Annotated in this window: 15 protein-coding genes; all 15 read left to right on the top strand. The window is 68.4% G+C overall.

The features are described from left to right. Positions 1-46: 46 nt before the first annotated feature. The 15 genes from ACGHX3_RS15950 to ACGHX3_RS15880 all read left to right on the top strand — a co-directional run bounded on the left by ACGHX3_RS15950 (position 47) and on the right by ACGHX3_RS15880 (position 16915). On the top strand, positions 47-1105 hold the full coding sequence (locus ACGHX3_RS15950) for a pilus assembly protein PilM (protein WP_162336766.1): 1059 nt from the start codon (positions 47-49) through the stop codon (positions 1103-1105). Next, on the top strand, positions 1105-1869 hold the full coding sequence (locus ACGHX3_RS15945; protein WP_162336767.1) for a PilN domain-containing protein: 765 nt from the start codon (positions 1105-1107) through the stop codon (positions 1867-1869). The genes ACGHX3_RS15950 and ACGHX3_RS15945 overlap by 1 nt, the downstream gene beginning before the upstream one ends. Further along, entirely contained in the window at positions 1866-2555 is a 690-nt protein-coding gene (locus tag ACGHX3_RS15940) for a type 4a pilus biogenesis protein PilO (RefSeq protein WP_162336768.1), read from the top strand. The genes ACGHX3_RS15945 and ACGHX3_RS15940 overlap by 4 nt, the downstream gene beginning before the upstream one ends. Next, positions 2555-3079 (top strand): pilus assembly protein PilP, encoded by a 525-nt coding sequence (locus tag ACGHX3_RS15935; protein WP_162336769.1) that lies wholly within the window; start codon positions 2555-2557, stop codon positions 3077-3079. The genes ACGHX3_RS15940 and ACGHX3_RS15935 overlap by 1 nt, the downstream gene beginning before the upstream one ends. Before the next feature lie 14 nt (positions 3080-3093). Further along, positions 3094-5013 (top strand): type IV pilus secretin PilQ, encoded by a 1920-nt coding sequence (locus tag ACGHX3_RS15930; RefSeq protein WP_213604515.1) that lies wholly within the window; start codon positions 3094-3096, stop codon positions 5011-5013. Positions 5014-5181: 168 nt separating this feature from the next. Then, on the top strand, positions 5182-6171 hold the full coding sequence (locus tag ACGHX3_RS15925) for a MoxR family ATPase (RefSeq protein WP_213604516.1): 990 nt from the start codon (positions 5182-5184) through the stop codon (positions 6169-6171). Positions 6172-6190: 19 nt separating this feature from the next. Continuing rightward, the gene (locus ACGHX3_RS15920; protein ID WP_213604517.1) at positions 6191-7087 is read left to right on the top strand and encodes a DUF58 domain-containing protein; all 897 of its coding nucleotides are present in this window, start codon (positions 6191-6193) and stop codon (positions 7085-7087) included. A 1-nt stretch (position 7088) separates the two neighbouring features. Next, positions 7089-7541 (top strand): DUF4381 domain-containing protein, encoded by a 453-nt coding sequence (locus tag ACGHX3_RS15915; RefSeq protein ID WP_213604518.1) that lies wholly within the window; start codon positions 7089-7091, stop codon positions 7539-7541. A gap of 8 nt (positions 7542-7549) precedes the next feature. Then, positions 7550-8560: a vWA domain-containing protein gene (locus tag ACGHX3_RS15910; protein ID WP_394697311.1), complete on the top strand. Its 1011-nt coding sequence runs from the start codon at positions 7550-7552 to the stop codon at positions 8558-8560. Continuing rightward, on the top strand, positions 8557-10302 hold the full coding sequence (locus ACGHX3_RS15905; protein WP_213604520.1) for a VWA domain-containing protein: 1746 nt from the start codon (positions 8557-8559) through the stop codon (positions 10300-10302). Before ACGHX3_RS15910 ends, ACGHX3_RS15905 begins: the two co-directional genes overlap by 4 nt. Next, a complete protein-coding gene (locus tag ACGHX3_RS15900) occupies positions 10299-11972 on the top strand; it encodes a BatD family protein (protein WP_213604521.1) in 1674 nt (557 codons plus the stop codon). Before ACGHX3_RS15905 ends, ACGHX3_RS15900 begins: the two co-directional genes overlap by 4 nt. Positions 11973-12110: 138 nt before the next feature. Beyond that, complete coding sequence (locus ACGHX3_RS15895) at positions 12111-13424, top strand: dicarboxylate/amino acid:cation symporter (protein WP_213604522.1); 1314 nt, start codon at positions 12111-12113, stop codon at positions 13422-13424. Positions 13425-13524: 100 nt separating this feature from the next. Further along, positions 13525-15522, top strand: a complete 1998-nt coding sequence (gene tkt / locus ACGHX3_RS15890) for a transketolase (RefSeq protein WP_213604523.1) — start codon at positions 13525-13527, stop codon at positions 15520-15522. 13 nt (positions 15523-15535) lie between these two features. Then, positions 15536-16102: a 2OG-Fe(II) oxygenase gene (locus ACGHX3_RS15885; RefSeq protein WP_213604524.1), complete on the top strand. Its 567-nt coding sequence runs from the start codon at positions 15536-15538 to the stop codon at positions 16100-16102. 207 nt (positions 16103-16309) lie between these two features. Beyond that, positions 16310-16915 carry an XVIPCD domain-containing protein gene (locus ACGHX3_RS15880; RefSeq protein ID WP_213604525.1) on the top strand — a complete coding sequence of 202 codons (606 nt, stop codon included), beginning with the start codon at positions 16310-16312 and terminating at the stop codon, positions 16913-16915. Positions 16916-16927 lie beyond the last annotated feature (12 nt).

Genomic DNA, 16927 nt, shown 5'->3' with positions numbered 1-16927 from the left:
GTCGGCGCACGTTGTGCGTCCAGTGCCCGTCGGAAGGGGAAAGACCGTGGGGCTAATCCCAAAAAGCCAGTCGCCGCTGATCGGCGTCGACATCAGTTCGACTGCGGTGAAACTGCTGCAGCTGTCGCGCGTGGGCAACCGTTACCGGGTTGAGCACTACGCTGTCGAGCCGCTGCCGCCGAATGCCGTGGTCGAGAAGAACATCGTCGAGGTCGAGGCCGTCGGCGAGGCCATCCGCCGCGCGGTTAACCGCGCCGGCAGCAAGGCCAAGCATGCCGCTGCCGCCGTGGCCGGCTCGGCGGTGATCACCAAGATCATCCCGATGCCTGCGGACCTGGACGAGAGCGACCTGGAAGCCCAGGTGGAGCTCGAGGCGGTCAACTACATCCCGTATCCCATCGAGGAAGTGAACATCGACTTCGAGGTGCTGGGCCCCATGCCCAACAACCCGGAGATGGTGCAGGTACTCCTTGCTGCCTCGCGCTCCGAGAACGTGGAGCTGCGCCAGTCCGCGCTTGAACTCGGCGGGCTGACCGCCAAGGTCATGGACGTGGAAGCCTTCGCGGTGGAGAACGCCTTCGCCCTGATGGCCACCGACCTGCCGATCCCGCAGGACGGCGTGGTGGCCCTGGTCGACATCGGCGCCACCATGACCACGCTCAACGTCCTGCGCCGGGGCCGCAGCCTGTACAGCCGCGAACAGGTCTTCGGCGGCAAGCAGCTCACCGACGAGGTGATGCGGCGCTACGGCCTGACCTATGAGGAAGCCGGACTGGCCAAGCGCCAGGGCGGCCTGCCGGAAAGCTACGAGATCGAAGTACTGGAGCCGTTCAAGGAAGCCACGGTCCAGCAGATCAGCCGCCTGCTGCAGTTCTTCTACGCCGGCAGCGAGTTCAACCGCGTCGACCAGATCGTGCTCGCCGGTGGCTGCGCCGCGTTGCCCGGCCTGCCAGAGATGGTGGAAGAACAGCTCGGCGTGCCGACTGTGGTCGCCAATCCCCTGGCGCAGATGACCCTCGGACCCCGCGTGCAGGCGCACGCGCTGGCCCAGGACGCTCCCGCGCTGATGATCGCCACCGGCCTGGCTTTGAGGAGCTTCGACTGATGGCAAGAATCAACCTACTCCCATGGCGTGCCGAACGCCGTGCGCAGCGCCAGCGCGAGTTCTACGTCATGCTGGGCGCCGCCGCGATCGCCGGCCTGCTGCTGTCCTTCCTGCTCTGGTTCCACTACGACCGCCAGGTCGCCGGCCAGACCGAGCGCAACGATTTCCTGAAGGACGAGATCGCCAAGGTCCAGGCGCAGAACAAGGAAATCGAGAAACTCGACGAACAGAAGCGCCGCCTGCTCGCCCGCAAGGACGTCATCGAGAAGCTGCAGGCCAACCGTTCGCAGATGGTCCACCTGTTCGATTCGCTGGTCCGTACCATCCCCGATGGCGTGATGCTCGCCAACATCAAGCAGGAAGGCGAAGTGCTGACGCTGCAGGGGCGTGCGCAGTCCAACGCCCGGGTCAGTGCGTACATGCGCAACCTCGAAACCTCCGGCTGGATGACCAAGCCTGAGCTGTCGATCATCGAAGCCAAGCCGGAAGAGGTCAAAACGCTGACCAACACCGGTGCCGGCAGCGCGCTGCCCTACGTCTTCACGCTGCAGGTGCGGCTGGCCAATCCGACGGCCGAGCAGGAAGCCGAGACGGCCGCCGCGGCCGACGGCACCACGCCCGCCGACGGCACGGCTCCGGCACCCGCACCGGCGTCCGCGCCGCTGGAAGGCCAGCCCGCCGCCCCCGCACCTGCGGCCCCGGCGTCTTCGGAGCCGGCCGCGCCCGTGGAGACTTCCACCCCGGCCGCCGGGAGCAAATCATGAGCCAGAAGACGTCGCTCAAGAACCTCGACATCAACAACATCGGCGCATGGCCCCAGAACGCGAAGGTGGGTTTCTGCGTCGTGCTGGCCATCTTCATCCTGGCCCTGTCGTATTTCCTGTTCGTCAGGGGGAAGACCCAGACGCTGGAATCGCTGGAACAGGAAGAGGTGCGTCTGCGCCAGGATTTCGAGAAGGAGCAGGCCAAGGCCGCCAACCTCGAACCCCTGAAGCAGCAGCTCGCACAGATGGAGCAGGTCCTGCAACAGATGCTGCGCCAGCTGCCCAGCAAGACCGAGATGCCGGACCTGATCATCGACATCTCGCAGACGGCGCTGTCCAGCGGCCTGACCAACGAGCTGTTCCAGCCGCAGCCGGAAACGCTGAAGGAGTTCTACGCCGAGAAGCCGATCCAGCTGCGCATGGTGGGCAACTACCACCAGTTCGGTGCTTTCGTCAGCGGCGTCGCGTCCCTGCCGCGCGTGGTCATCCTGACCATGCACGACATCTCGCTGCAGCCGAAGGAGGGCAAGGGCGGCGTCAACCGTGGCGCGCTCGAGCTCTCCGGTACGGTCAAGACCTACCGCTACCTCGATGAGACCGAGGTGGCCGAGCAGGAAGCCGCCGCGGCCGAGGTGTCGAAGGCGGCCCGCAAGAAGAATGCCCCCGCATCGGGAGGAGCCCCGTGATGCGCAGCAACTGGCATTGGATGATCCTCGCCGCGGTGGTCGCGACATCGGGTTGCGCACGTGGAATCACCAGCACCCCGGGCGATGCGCCCAACCTCGAGAAGTGGGTGGAGGACGTGCGTGCGCGCCCCGCGCCGCCGCTCGAACCGTTGCCGGTGATGCAGCAGTTCGAAACCTTCGAGTACGCCGCACAGACGCTGCGCGATCCCTTCAGCAACGCCTGGAGCAATGCCGATGCGGGTGGGTTGCGGCCCGACCCGAACCGGCGCAAGGAAACACTGGAGCAGTACCCGCTGGACAGCCTGGACATGGTCGGTACGATCGGAAAGGGGGCAGGTCTGGTGGCACTGGTGATGGGACCCGACAAGGTCACCTACCGGGTACGTCCGGGGAACTACCTGGGCCAGAGCGATGGCCGGGTCACCTCGGTCCGCGAAGATGGCGTCGAACTTGTCGAACTAGTGCCGGATGGCGCGGGCGGCTGGCTGGAAAGGCCGGCGTCGCTCTCGCTTGAAGATCAATGATTGGGGGATACACGATGACCGCAACGAATGCCTACCGCCCGCGGCCGTCCCGGCGCCTGGCGACCTTCCGGCTCTGCTCTCTGGGGCTGGCCATCGGCCTGCTTGCCGCGGCGAGCGCCGCTGGCGCCGCGTCGCCTGCACCGCAGGCCGCGTCCCCCGTTGCCGTCGCCCAGCCGGCATCGGGCGTCGCGGTATCGAACATCGATTTCCGTCGGGGCGAGGACGGTTCCGGCCGCCTGATCGTCAAGTTCGATGGCCAGGGCGCGGCGCCTGACCTGCGCAACCAGGGCGACAGCGTCGTGGTGAACGTCGGCAACGCCACATTGCCGGCCTCGCTGCAGCGTCCGCTCAACGTGGTCGACTTCGCCACTCCGGTGCAGCGCGTCGACGCCCAGAGCAAGGGCGGCGGCACGCAGCTGGTCCTCAGTACGCGCGGCGATTTCGAGTCGCTGGCCTACCAGTCTGGCAACGAGTACGTCGTCGAGATCGTGCCGGCCGCCGGCAAGAAGGCCATGGGCAGCGCGACTGCCACGTCCGGCACCAGCGCATCGGCGGTGGTGGCCGCCGCGCAGAAGGTGGCATCCGAAGCGCGCCGCTACAGCGGCCGTCCGGTGACGTTCAACTTCCAGGACGTGCCGGTGCGCACCGTGCTGCAGCTGATCGCCGAAGAATCCAACCTCAACATCGTCGCGTCCGACACCGTGCAGGGCAACGTCACCCTGCGCCTGGTCAACGTGCCCTGGGACCAGGCGCTGGACATCGTGCTGCGGGCCAAGGGCCTGGACAAGCGCCGCGACGGCGCCGTGGTCTGGGTCGCACCGCAGCCCGAACTGGCCAAGTTCGAGCAGGACAAGGAAGACGCGCGCATCGCGATCGAGAACCGCGAGGACATGGTCACCGACTACGTCCAGATCAACTATCACAGCGCCGCCGCGATCTTCAAGGCGCTCACCGAGGCCAAGGGCATCGGCAACCAGGGCAGCGGCGGCGGTGGCGGCGGCAACAGCCAGAACGAGAACGGGTTCCTGTCCCCGCGTGGCCGCCTCGTTGCCGATGAACGTACCAACATGCTGATGATCAGCGACATCCCGAAGAAGGTCGCGCAGATGCGCGAGCTGATCTCGATGATCGACCGTCCCGTGGACCAGGTGCTGATCGAAGGCCGCATCGTCATCGCCAGCGATACCTTCGCGCGCGACCTGGGTGCAAGGTTCGGCATCCAAGGGCGTCGTTTCGGCGATCGCAGCCAAGGCATCGGCGGCTCGCTGGGTGGGAACGCAGGTAACATCGCCAACCCCACCCGCCCCATCACGCCGGGCGCGCTGAACGTCAATCTGCCTGCAGATAACTTCACTAACTCCCCCGCGGGCGCGCTGGCGTACACGCTGCTGGGGCGCAATTTCTCCATCGATCTCGAGTTGTCGGCGATGCAGGAGGAGGGGCGTGGCGAGGTCATTTCCAACCCGCGCATCGTCACCGCCAACCAGCGCGAGGGCGTGATCCGCCAGGGTAGGGAAATCGGCTACGTCACGATCACGGCAGGCCAGGGTGGCGTTGTCACACCGAACGTGCAGTTCAAGGAAGCCCTGCTCGAGCTGAAGGTGATGCCGACTATCACCAACGACGACCGGGTGTTCCTGAACCTCAACGTCAAGAAGGACGAAGTGGCCGAGTTGATCACGCTCGAGGGTTACGGCACGGTGCCGACCATCGACAAGCGCGAGATCAACACCGCCGTGCTGGTGGAGGATGGCCAGACCGTCGTGATCGGCGGTGTGTACGAGTTCACCGATCGCAGCAGCGTGGCGAAGGTGCCGTTCCTGGGCGACATCCCCTTCCTGGGCAACCTGTTCAAGAAGAAGGGTCGCAGCAAGCAGAAGGCCGAACTGCTGATCTTCATCACCCCGAAGGTGCTGACGGTCGCCAAGCGCTGAGGCTGGTCGAGCCGGAACGGAGAGGACGGGCCGCACTGCGGCCCGTCTTCATTTGCGGACGGCAGGGCGGGAATTCCGGCTGAATCCGTGCCATTCCTCACGAGAGGTTCCGGGAACCCGCGTGGCACACTGGCGGTCCCACGCGCACCCCGCCCTGCCCGGAAGCCCATGGACCATCCCGCCGCCGATATGCGCCTGTTCGAGCGATTCGTTTCCCTGCGTGAGGATCTCTCTCAGACCATCGTCGGCCAGGCCGCGCTGGTCGAGCGGCTGCTGATCGCCCTGCTGGCGGACGGGCATCTGCTGGTGGAAGGCGCACCCGGCCTTGCCAAGACCACGGCGATACGCGCATTGGCGTCGCGCCTGCAGGCCGACTTTGCCCGCGTGCAGTTCACGCCCGACCTGCTGCCGGCCGATCTGACGGGCACCGAGGTCTGGCGCCCGCAGGACGGACGCTTCGAGTTCCAGGCCGGGCCGATCTTCCATCCGCTGCTGCTGGCCGACGAGATCAATCGCGCGCCGGCGAAGGTGCAGTCGGCGCTGCTGGAAGCGATGGGCGAGCGGCAGGTGACGGTGGGCCGTCATACGTATCCGCTGCCGGCGCTGTTCCTGGTCATGGCGACACAGAATCCGATCGAGCAGGAAGGCACCTTTCCGTTGCCGGAAGCGCAGCTCGACCGGTTCCTGATGCACGTGAAGATCGGTTATCCCGAAGCCGCCGCCGAAGCCGACATCCTGCGTCTCGCGCGTGATCGTGCCCGCGAGCAGATGCAGCCGGTTCGGGACGCTCTGAGCCGGATGCCGCTGGGGGATGTCTTCGAAGCGCGCACGCAGGTGCTGGACCTGCACCTGGCGCCGGCGCTGGAGCGCTACCTGATCGAACTGGTGCTCGCCTCGCGCGATGCCTCCCGTTACGACGCGGCGCTGGCGCGGCGCATCGCCTGGGGCGCCAGTCCGCGTGGCTCCATCGCGCTGGAGCGTTGCGCGCGCGCGCGCGCCTGGTTGGCCGGGCGCGACTACGTGACGCCCGACGACATCCGTGCCATCGCGCCCGATGTACTGCGCCACCGCGTGCTGCCCAGCTACGAGGCGACGGCGGAGGGCTGGGATGGCGATCGTCTGGTGAAGGCGTTGCTCGACGCGGTTCCGCTGCCCTGAGTCGGGATCGCGCCGCTCCATGAACGAAGGCATCATCCCCAGCCTGTCCGAGCTCATCGCATTGCGGGCGAGCGCGCAACGACGCCCGCCCGCGCGCCGCGGCCGGCACTCGGTCACCGGTCCGTCCGCCTCGCCGCTGCGCGGACGCGGCATGGAATATGCCGAATCACGCGAGTACGTCGCCGGCGACGACGTACGCCACATCGACTGGCGGCTGACGGCGCGCAGTGGTCGCACGCATACCAAGCTGTTCCAGGCCGAGCGCGAACGGCTGACGCTCCTCGTCGCCGATACGTCGCCGTTGCTGTACTTCGGCACGCGTACCCGCTTCAAGTCGGTGCAGGCGGCGCGTGCAGGTGCCGTGGCCGCGTGGCAGGCGGTGCGCGAGGGCGATCGCATCGCCATCGTCCGCGGCAGCATGGCGGAAGCGCCAGTGCCGCCGGCTTCCGGTACGCGCGGCGCATTGCGCGTGCTCGATGCGCTGGTGCGCTGGTATACGGCCACGCCACCGGACGATCTCGGCCTGGCGTTCGCGCTCGATCACGCCGCGCGCCTGCTGCGGCCCGGTTCGCGATTGCTGGTCCTGGCCGAGCCCCACAGCGTGGCCGCCATTCCCGAATCGCGCTGGCCGGCGCTCGCCGCCCATCACGACGTCGTCGTCCTGCTGCTGACGGATCCGCTGGAAACCGCTCCGCCGTCGCAGCGCCTGCCGTTCGTCTCGGGTGGCCAGCGTGTCGAGCTCGACCTGACGAGCGATGCACAGCGCGAGGCGTGGTGTGCCGAATTCCAGCGTCCGCTCGACCGCGCCCTCGATCTGCTTCCGGCGCGCGGCGTACAGGTGAGGACGCTCGCGACCGATGCGCCCAGCGACGCCTGGCTGGCCGCGCTGGGACGCATGCAGCCACAGGTGGCGTGAGATGTACGTGGCGACGCTCGTGTTGCGCGACGTGCACGTACCCGCGTCGCCTTCGTTCTGGCCGCCGGCACCCGGGTGGTGGGTGGTGTTCGCCATCGTCGTGCTGTCGGTGGCCGGGATCGCGGCGTGGCGATTTGCCGTCCGTCGCAGGCGGCGGCGCTGGCAGCATTGGTTCGATGCCGCAAGCGAGGCGTATTCGGCGGCGGACCGGGTGGCCGCGATGTCCGAACGCCTGCGCCGCGCCGCACGGCGCGTCGATCCCGCAGCGGATCGGCTGGAAGGCGAGGCCTGGCTGCAGTTCCTCGATGGCCGGCGTGGCCAGGCGTTCTCGCAAGGTCCCGGTCGCCTGCTGCTGGATGGAGGCTACCGCCGCGATGTTCCGCCAGCTGAGCTCGCTGCCGCCACCGCCGTTGCACGCGCCCGCTTCCTCGAACTGATGGGGGGCGTGCGGTGAGCCTGTCGCTGCCCACCCTGCAGTGGTTGCAGGACGGCTATGCAGGCTTCGCGTGGCCGTGGCTGTGGCTGGCGTTTCCGCTGCCGTGGCTGGTGCGCTGGCTGCTGCCCGCGCGCCGTTCGCATGGTGATGCGCTCAAGGTCCCCTATGGCCACGCGATGCAGGCCATCGCGCAACGTGGCGGTCGCGCGTCGCCACGCCATGCCGCCGCGCTCGCCTGGCTGGCGTGGTTCCTGCTGTGCGCTGCGGCGGCACGCCCGCAGCAGTTCGGCGATGCGGTGACGCCGCCGGTGAGTGGACGCGACCTGATGCTGGCCGTGGATCTGTCGGGCAGCATGACCGAACCCGACATGGAGCTGGGCGGTGCCGTGGTCGATCGCCTGACCGCGGCGAAAGCGGTGCTGGCGGATTTCCTCGATCGCCGCGATGGCGACCGCGTCGGCCTGCTGGTATTCGGGCAGCGCGCCTACGCGATGACCCCGCTGACGCGCGACCTGCACACGGTGCGCGAACAGTTGCGAGACGCCGTCGCCGGCCTCGCGGGACGCGAGACCGCCATCGGCGACGCCATCGCGCTTGCGGTGCGGCGCCTCCGCACGCAGCAGGATGGCCAGCGCGTACTGATCCTGTTGACCGACGGCGTCAATTCCGCGGGCGTGCTGACGCCGCAGAAGGCGGCGGAACTGGCGAAGGAAGAGCGCGTGCGCATCCATACCATCGCCTTCGGCGGCGATGGGGGCGTCAGCGTGTTCGGCATCCCGTTGCCGATGCCGGCCAGTGCGTCCGACGCCCTCGACGAAGCGACGCTGCGCACGGTGGCGGAACAGACGGGTGGTCGCTTCTACCGCGCACGCGATACGCGCGAACTTGCGGGCATCTATGCCGAACTCGATCGGCTCGAGCCCGTGGAGCAACCCGGCAAGGCGGTGCGTCCGCGCATCGAGCGCTATGCGTGGCCGCTCGCCGCTGCGCTGGCGATATCGCTGATCGCGTTCGTGCTGCCACGGAGGCGGGCATGAGCGTCGACTGGGCCGCCCTGCATTTCCTGCGCCCCCACTGGCTGTGGGCGCTGCTGGCGTTGCCCGTGCTGGCCTGGGCCTGGCGCGCGCAACGGCAACGCCGCAGCGCATGGCGGGGACACGTCGATGCTCACCTGCTGCCACATGTGCTGGTGCAGGGGGGCGCCGGCGCGCGCACCGGCCTGATCGCCGCGCTGGCGGCCTGCACGCTGGCCGTGCTCGCGCTGGCCGGCCCCAGCTGGCGACAGGCCGAACAGCCGCTCTGGCAGGTGAAGCGGCCACTGGTCATCGTGCTGGACCTCTCCAGCCGCACCACGACCAGCGACCTGCCGCCTTCTCGCCTGCTGCAGGCGCGCGCGAAGCTGGCGCAGGTGCTGGAGGCCCGTGCGGGCAGCCCGGTCGCACTGGTGGCGTACGCCGAGGACGCCTTCACCGTCACGCCCTTGACCGACGACACCGCGAACATCCGGCTGTTCCTCGATGACCTGGCGCCCGAGATCATGCCGGCGGACGGGCAACGGACGGATCGCGGCATCGCATGGGCGGCGCGGCTGCTCTCGCAGGCGGAGGTGCGCAGCGGCGACATCCTCGTGCTCACGGATCGCGCGGATCCCGCGGCCATGACGGAGGCGGCATCCGCGCGTACGGGAGGCTATGCCGTGTCGGCGCTCGGCCTCGGTACCGCGGCCGGCGCGGCGTACCGCGGAAGCGATGGTGCGATCGGACACGCTGCACTCGATGCCTCCTCACTGGGTGGTCTCGCATCGGCCGGCGGCGGTCGCTACCACGCGTTGACGCCCGACGATGGCGATCTTGCGGCACTGGGGTTGCGGACACCCGTCGACAGCGCAGGCGAAGCCGCCACGGCCGGTGGCGGCAAGGCGTGGCGGGATGAGGGTTACTGGCTGCTGTTTCCGTTGATGGCGCTCGCCCTGCTCGGCTTCCGCCGGGGTGCGGCGCTGGTGCTGGTCGGTGCGTTGTGGCTGCCGATGGCGTCGCCCGCTTCCGCCGCCGGTGTCGACTGGTGGCAGCGTGCCGACCAGGTCGAACACGCGCGTGTCGTCCGGGGCGCCGATGAGTACCGGCAGGGCGATTTCGCGGCGGCGGAGAAAGCCTTCACGGGCGTCGATACGGCCGAAGGCTGGTACAACCTCGGCAACGCGCTGGCGAAGCAGCAGCGCTACGACGATGCCATCGCCGCCTACGACCGCGCATTACGCGCGCAGCCGGGCATGCCCGATGCGGTCGCGAACCGCGCCGCAGTCGATGCCGCCCGCAAGCGACCGCCGTCGTCGGACGAGAGCCAGGGCACGTCCGGACAGCAGGGCGATGGAAAGCAGGGAGCAGGCTCGCAGGGTGACGCGAAGCCGCAACCGGGCGAACAGAAAAACCCCTCGCCCTCGCAGGCCAAGGGTGAGCCATCCTCGCAGGGCCAGGGGAAGACGCCGCCTGCGACGGCACCCTCCCGTCCGCCTTCTTCGTCACCGGCGGATGCGTCGGCGCAATCGGCCGCCGATGCCGCGCAACGCGAGCGCATGCGCGAGGCGATGGCGAAGGCTGCCGCACAGCGTGCGGAGCAGGAGAAACAGGGCCAGCCGGCCGTGCAGGCGGAGACCGCGGAACAGCGCGAGCGCCGTCAGGCGGTGGATGCATGGTTGAAACGCGTGCCGGACGAGCCGGGCTCGCTGCTGAAGGCGAAGTTCCGCCTCGAACAGGAACGGCGACAGAGGGAAGGACGATGAAAGCTCGGGTGTGGCTGCTGCTGTGTCTGCTGTTGGCGTGGCCGCTGTCGTCGCTGGCGGCGACCCGTGCGTGGCTCGAGCAGACCGAGGTGTCGCTCGGCCAGGCCGTGACGTTGAATGTCGAAACCGATGCGGTATCCGCCACTCCTGACCTGACGCCGCTGATGCGCGACTTCGAGGTGGAAGGGCAGTCCGACAGTCGCAGCGTGCAGCTGGTGAACGGGCGCATGAGCAGCCGCACGACGTTCGCGCTCACGCTGCGTCCGCGGCGCACGGGCACACTGGCGATTCCCGCGCTCCAGGTGGGTGCCGAGCGTACCGTGCCGCTGGTGCTGGAGGTCGCCGCGACCCCGACCGCGAGCGCGGCGTCCAACGGGCTGGTGTTCGTCGAAACCGAAGTCGACGACGGGAATCCCTACGTACAGCAGTCGGTCGGCGTCACGGTGCGCCTGTCCTACGCCACGCCGCTGGTGTCCGGCCAGCTCGACCTGGATCCACCCGACGGCGCGCTGCTGCAGCGGGTCGGCGAGATCGTGCAGTCGAGCCGCGAGATCAATGGGCGCCGCTACAACACCGCCGAGCGCCGCTTCCTGCTGGTACCCGAGCGCAGCGGTCCGCTGACGTTGCCGGGTGCGCGCTTCAGCGGTCGCGGCGCGGGTGGCTGGATGGACGATCTGCTGGGTGGCAACAGCCGCGAGGTCAACATCACCGGCACGCCGCGCACGTTGCAGGTTCGACCGCAACCGGCCAACGCACCGCAGCCCTGGTTGCCGGTGCGCGACCTGCGGTTGCGGTACACCGCGGTGCCCGACCAGATGCGTACCGGCGAAGCCGCCACCCTCACCATCGAGACCACGGTCATCGGTGCGACCCAGGCGCAGTTGCCGGAATTGCCGGCACCGGTGGTGCCTGGTGCGCAGGTGTTCGCAGAACCTCCGCAGTACGACGAGAGCTTCGCGGGCGGCACGCCGCAGGTGAAGCTGACGCGCCGCTATTCGCTGGTGCCGTCGCAGGCGGGCACGCTGGCCGTACCCGGCGTCGCGATGGCCTGGTGGGATGTACGCGCGGGAACCGGCAAGCGCGCGACCTTGCCCGACCTGAGCATTCCCGTCGTGGCGGGACGTGGCCAGGCATCGCGCCCGCCGGCGCCTGCGGGCGCCGCAACGGCGTCGCCGGGCGCGAAGGATGATGGCGTGATCGCGCTTGCCGGTGGGCGGCAGGTGCCCGCGCAGCTATGGCCCTGGCTCGCGGCCGGCTTCGCGCTGCTCTGGCTGGTCACGCTGGTGTGGGGGCTGTCGCGTCGGCAGGGTGGCGCCGGCGTGTCGCGTGCCCGCCCACCTTCGACGGAATCCGGCATGACGACGGCATCAGCGACGCACACCGCGGCCGATCTGAAGCGCGTGCTCGATGCCGGGGATCTCGACGACATCGAGACGGTGCTCTGCGGCATGGCGCGTCCGCTGGCCACCGATCTTGATGATCTGCAGCGCCGCCTGGCATCAGCCGCGCAACGCGCGGCGTTGGACCTGCTGCGCCGTGCCCGCTGGGCCGGTGGCGATCCCGCGCAGGCCCGCCTCGCCCTGCGCGAGGCCTTCCGGGGTGGTCCCCAGTGGCACGCCATGGATGCCGGCGTGACGGACGAACCGCTGCCGCCGCTCTACCCGCGATAAGGGAAAACGGGCCAACGTTCGTCATCCCTTCGTTGCAGGCACCCGCGCTGCACGCGGCCCGGAACGGCCTGTCGTGCAAGAACGGGGTGTCACGCCGGGTTTGCTAAGCTCCCGAACTTGTCTCCGCAGGACCCGCCGATGACCGACGCCACGCCCGCCACCCGCACCAAACTGCCGCTGCACTGGAAGATGGCCATCGGTTTCGGCATCGGCCTGTTGGTTGGGCTCATCGTGCATGCCACGGGGCAGGGCGACGCGGCGTGGGTGGGCCAGGTCACGAAGTACGTCACCACGCCCTTCAGCAAGATATTCCTCAACCTGATCTTCATGCTGATCGTGCCGCTGTTGTTCTCCGCGCTGGTCTGCGGCATCGCCGAGATGGGTGACATCCGCGCGCTGGGCCGGATCGGCTGGAAGACGTTGGCCTACACCATCGTGCTGTCGGCGGTCGCCGTGCTGCTCGGCCTGGTGCTGGTGAACCTGCTCAAGCCGGGCGTCGGCGTCGATCCGGCGCTGGCGCAGCAGCTGATCGCCGAGAACGCCGAACGCACCAAGGAGATCGTCGCCAGCGTCGGCACGCAGCCGACCGGCATGGACATGCTGCTGTCGATCGTGCCGGACAACGTGATCGGCGCGGCGTCCAGCAACGCAGCAATCCTGTCGCTGATGTTCTTCGCGGTGATGTTCGGCATCGGCCTGGTGCTGACCCCGTCGGAGAACACCGGCATCCTCAAGCGCGGCATCGAGGGCGTGTTCGAGATCTCGATGACGCTGATCGGCCTGGTCATCCGCCTGGCGCCGTATGCAGTGGCCTGCTTCATGTTCAACCTCGCCGCGATCTTCGGCTTCGACCTGCTGGTGCGGCTGGGCCAGTACGTGTTCGTGGTGGTGCTGGCGCTGGCGCTGCACCAGTTCGTCAGCTATTCGATTGCGCTGAAGCTTGCGGGCTACTCGCCGCTCAAGTTCTTCCGCGGCGCGCAGGAAGCGATGGTGATGGCTTTTTCCACCGCCTCCAGCAACGCCACCCTGCCGACCGCGCTGCGCGTGGCCGACGAGAAGCTCGGCCTGCCGCGCACGGTGTCGCGCTTCGTGCTGACGGTCGGCGCCACCGCCAACCAGAACGGCACCGCGCTGTTCGAGGGCGTGACGGTGATCTTCCTGGCGCAGTTCTTCGGCGTGGACCTGTCGCTGGGCCAGCAGTTCATGGTGATGCTGGTGTGCATCCTGGGTGGCATCGGCACGGCCGGCGTGCCGTCCGGCTCGCTGCCTGTGGTGGCGCTGATCTGCGCGATGGTCGGCGTGAACCCGATCGGCATCGGCCTGATCCTGGGCGTGAACCACTTCCTCGACATGTGCCGCACCACGCTCAACGTCACCGGCGACCTGACCCTGGCCTCGCTGGTGGCCAAGGGCGAGCGCAACGATCTGACGCTGCCGGGGCAGGCGGGCTAACACCCCGACAACCGGCCCGCAACCGCGACACGGCGGGCGGGGGGTGGGACAATGGGCCGCCCGCAGCCCGCCGGGCGCCGCCCCCTCTGTCCCGATCCCCATGACGACGCCCACCCGCCGCCAGCTCGCCAACGCCATCCGTTTCCTCGCCGCCGACGCGGTGCAGGCCGCCAACTCCGGCCATCCCGGCATGCCCATGGGCATGGCCGACATCGCCGAAGTGCTGTGGAACGATTACTACCGCCACAGCCCGTCGAACCCGCACTGGTTCAACCGCGACCGCTTCGTGCTGTCCAACGGCCATGGCTCGATGCTGCACTACGCGCTGCTGCACCTGTCCGGTTACGACCTGCCGCTGCAGGAACTCAAGAACTTCCGCCAGCTGCACAGCAAGACCGCCGGCCACCCGGAGCGTCACGAGACCCCCGGTGTCGAGACCACTACCGGTCCGCTCGGCCAGGGCTTCGCCAACGCCGTCGGCTTCGCGCTAGCTGAGAAGCTGCTGGCGCAGCGCTTCAATCGCGAAGGCCACGCCATCGTCGATCACCGCACCTTCGTCTTCATGGGCGACGGCTGTTTGATGGAAGGCGTCTCGCACGAGGCCGCCTCGCTCGCCGGCACCTGGGGCCTGGGCAAGCTGGTGTGCTTCTGGGACGACAACAAGATCTCCATCGACGGCAACACCGACGGCTGGTTCACCGACGACACGCCGGCCCGCTTCGAGGCCTATGGCTGGCAGGTCGTGCGCAACGTCAACGGTCATGACCCGGTCGAGATCAAGACCGCCATCGATACCGCGCTGAAGAAGACCGACAAGCCCACGCTGATCTGTTGCCGGACCACCATCGGTTTCGGTTCGCCGAACAAGGCCGGCAAGGAATCCAGCCACGGCGCGCCGCTGGGCAAGGACGAGCTGGACGCCACGCGCGCCGCGCTGGAATGGCCGTACGGTCCGTTCGAAGTGTCCGCCGACATCTACGCCGGCTGGAACAAGGTCGACGCCGGCAAGGCACTGGAAGCCGAGTGGAAGGCGCTGTTCGACGCCTACGCCGCACAGTTCCCCGAGCAGGCCGCCGAACTGACGCGTCGTTCGTCCGGCGAACTGCCGGCCGACTTCGTCGCGCAGGCCGACGCGTACATCGCCAAGGTGCAGGCTGAAGGTCCGGTCATCGCCTCGCGCAAGGCCTCGCAGAACGCCATCGAAGCCTTCGCGCCGCTGCTGCCGGAACTGGTGGGCGGTTCGGCCGACCTGGCGCACTCCAACCTGACCCTGTGGAAGGCGAGCAAGTCGGTCTCCACCACCGACCCGAACGCCAACTACGTGTACTACGGCGTGCGCGAGTTCGGCATGACCGCGATCGCGAACGGCCTGGCGCTGCACGGCGGCTTCGTGCCGTTCGATGCGACCTTCCTGGTGTTCAGCGACTACGCGCGCAACGGCGTGCGCATGAGCGCGCTGATCCCGGCGCACGCCATCCACGTGTACACGCACGACTCCATCGGCCTGGGCGAAGACGGTCCCACCCATCAGCCGGTCGAGCACCTCGCCTCGCTGCGCTACATCCCGAACAACGACGTGTGGCGTCCGTGCGACGCGGTCGAGTCGGCGGTGGCATGGAAGCAGGCCATCGTGCGCCAGGACGGCCCGAGCTGCCTGGTGTTCTCGCGCCAGAACCTGCCGCACCAGCCGCGTACCGACGCGCAGGTCGGCGAGATCGCGCGTGGCGGCTACGTGCTGGCCGATGCCGACGGCACGCCGGACGTGATCCTGATCGCCACCGGTTCGGAAGTCGGCCTGGCCACCCAGGCCAAGGCGACGCTGGACGCACAGGGCATCAAGACGCGCGTGGTGTCGATGCCGTCGACCGACGTGTTCGACCGCCAGGACGCCGCCTACCGCGAAGCCGTGCTGCCGAAGGCCGTGCGCAAGCGTGTCGCCGTCGAAGCCGCGATCAGCGACTTCTGGGGCAAGTATGTCGGCCTGGACGGCGCGGTGATCGGCATGACCACGTTCGGTGCCTCCGCGCCGGCCGACGCGCTGTACAAGCACTTCGGCATCACCGCAGAGGCGGTGGTCGAGGCGGCGAAGGCGCTGTAGGCCGGCCGCGCCTGTGACGGTCACGCCCGCTTACACGCAGCAGGTCGACGGACGCCGCATCTCGGTGTTCGACGGCCTGCTGGAGTTGCCGCAACTGGCGGAACTGCATCGCGTGCTGCTGCAGGCGGGCTATACACGCTCGGAGATCGCGCGACCGGATACCGCCGAGTACCGGCATTGGGCCACGGAGATTCCGCTGGCCCGACTCCCCGCCATGCCGTTCGCCGCGCCCACGATGGCAGCGGTGGCCGCGCATGCGCCGGCCATGGCGTATCGGCCTTACCGAAGCTATGTCAACGTCGCGCATTACGGCGACATGCTGTTCAGTCACGTCGATTGCGTGGAGGGCGCGGGCGAACTGACCGCGCTGTGGTACGTGTGCGATCAGTGGGACCCCGAGTGGGGCGGCGAGACCGTCTTCTTCGACCGCCAGCGCGACGTGCGTGCGGCGGTCAGCCCGCGTCCCGGACGGCTGGTGCTATTCGACGGCGACATCCTCCACGCGGGTCGCCCACCCAACCGCAACTGCCACGCACCGCGCTTCACGCTTGCGGTGAAGCTGGAGCGTGCGGCGTCCTGAGTGCTGAGGTCGCGATTGCGCGTCGAATAGAAGACGTGGAGCGTGACCTCACTGTCGAGCTCGCGCCTGTTCTGACGCTTGCATCGAAACAGGCGCCGTCTCGTAAGAAGAGATCCCGCTGCCGAATGTGAGTGATCGGTGTGCTGGTCGCCGTCACACATGAATGTGCGAATCGTCGCAGCGGATCAAGGCATCCGAATCGCAGTCATGGGGTACGACCATCAGCATGTGCCGATCGTGGCTGCTGAGCGCATCCGAGGCAGTGGCGACCCGTTTGTCGACCGCTGGATCGACGCCCTGCAGGCGGGAGACCGCGCCGCCGCCAAGCTTGTGCAGGAGGAGTTCACCCGGTCGCCCGACGGTCAGCGCCTGTGGGCAGAGTCCATGGCCGATGCCCATGTTTGGGACGACGCGCAGAAGCCGTGGCGGGCGCAGGCCCGGGACACCCCGCTGTTCAACCATGCCATGGATCACCTCGAGCGACTGGGTCCGCAGATGGATTCGCACTGGACGCAGGAGCAACGCGAGCGGCTCGCCGGCACGATCGCGCTGGAGGCGCGGCGCGGCCACTTGCCGGAGATCAGCGATCTCGTCACGAGCCGGGACGGTAGTCTGATCGCGGTGTGGAATCACCCAAACAACAGCGCTCTTGACCGTCGCACGGATACGATCAACCCGGGTCAGGCGGCCGAGCAGCCGCTACAGCAGACCATGCGGCAATTCAGCGACGAATCGCAGCGACAGGAACAGCAGGCCATCATCGACGCGCAGCAGCGGCAGATGCAGGGACAGCAGCAGGGAATGGCGAGGTAGCCAAGGGGAACG

Source organism: Pseudoxanthomonas japonensis (assembly GCF_043632995.1).
In the GTDB taxonomy this organism is placed as follows: Bacteria; Pseudomonadota; Gammaproteobacteria; order Xanthomonadales; family Xanthomonadaceae; genus Pseudoxanthomonas_A; species Pseudoxanthomonas_A japonensis.
The sequence above is the reverse complement of the archived record's forward strand: the minus strand, read 5'-3'. Positions and strand labels throughout refer to the sequence as shown.

Bases quoted from the DNA above. Each gene is read 5' to 3' on its own strand.
- ACGHX3_RS15945 (WP_162336767.1), top strand. From the start codon at position 1,105: ATGGCAAGAATCAACCTACTCCCATGGCGTGCCGAACGCCGTGCGCAG.
- ACGHX3_RS15940 (WP_162336768.1), top strand. From the start codon at position 1,866: ATGAGCCAGAAGACGTCGCTCAAGAACCTCGACATCAACAACATCGGC.
- ACGHX3_RS15935 (WP_162336769.1), top strand. From the start codon at position 2,555: ATGCGCAGCAACTGGCATTGGATGATCCTCGCCGCGGTGGTCGCGACA.
- ACGHX3_RS15930 (WP_213604515.1), top strand. From the start codon at position 3,094: ATGACCGCAACGAATGCCTACCGCCCGCGGCCGTCCCGGCGCCTGGCG.
- ACGHX3_RS15925 (WP_213604516.1), top strand. From the start codon at position 5,182: ATGGACCATCCCGCCGCCGATATGCGCCTGTTCGAGCGATTCGTTTCC.
- ACGHX3_RS15920 (WP_213604517.1), top strand. From the start codon at position 6,191: ATGAACGAAGGCATCATCCCCAGCCTGTCCGAGCTCATCGCATTGCGG.
- ACGHX3_RS15915 (WP_213604518.1), top strand. From the start codon at position 7,089: ATGTACGTGGCGACGCTCGTGTTGCGCGACGTGCACGTACCCGCGTCG.
- ACGHX3_RS15905 (WP_213604520.1), top strand. From the start codon at position 8,557: ATGAGCGTCGACTGGGCCGCCCTGCATTTCCTGCGCCCCCACTGGCTG.
- ACGHX3_RS15900 (WP_213604521.1), top strand. From the start codon at position 10,299: ATGAAAGCTCGGGTGTGGCTGCTGCTGTGTCTGCTGTTGGCGTGGCCG.
- ACGHX3_RS15895 (WP_213604522.1), top strand. From the start codon at position 12,111: ATGACCGACGCCACGCCCGCCACCCGCACCAAACTGCCGCTGCACTGG.
- tkt (WP_213604523.1), top strand. From the start codon at position 13,525: ATGACGACGCCCACCCGCCGCCAGCTCGCCAACGCCATCCGTTTCCTC.
- ACGHX3_RS15880 (WP_213604525.1), top strand. From the start codon at position 16,310: ATGGGGTACGACCATCAGCATGTGCCGATCGTGGCTGCTGAGCGCATC.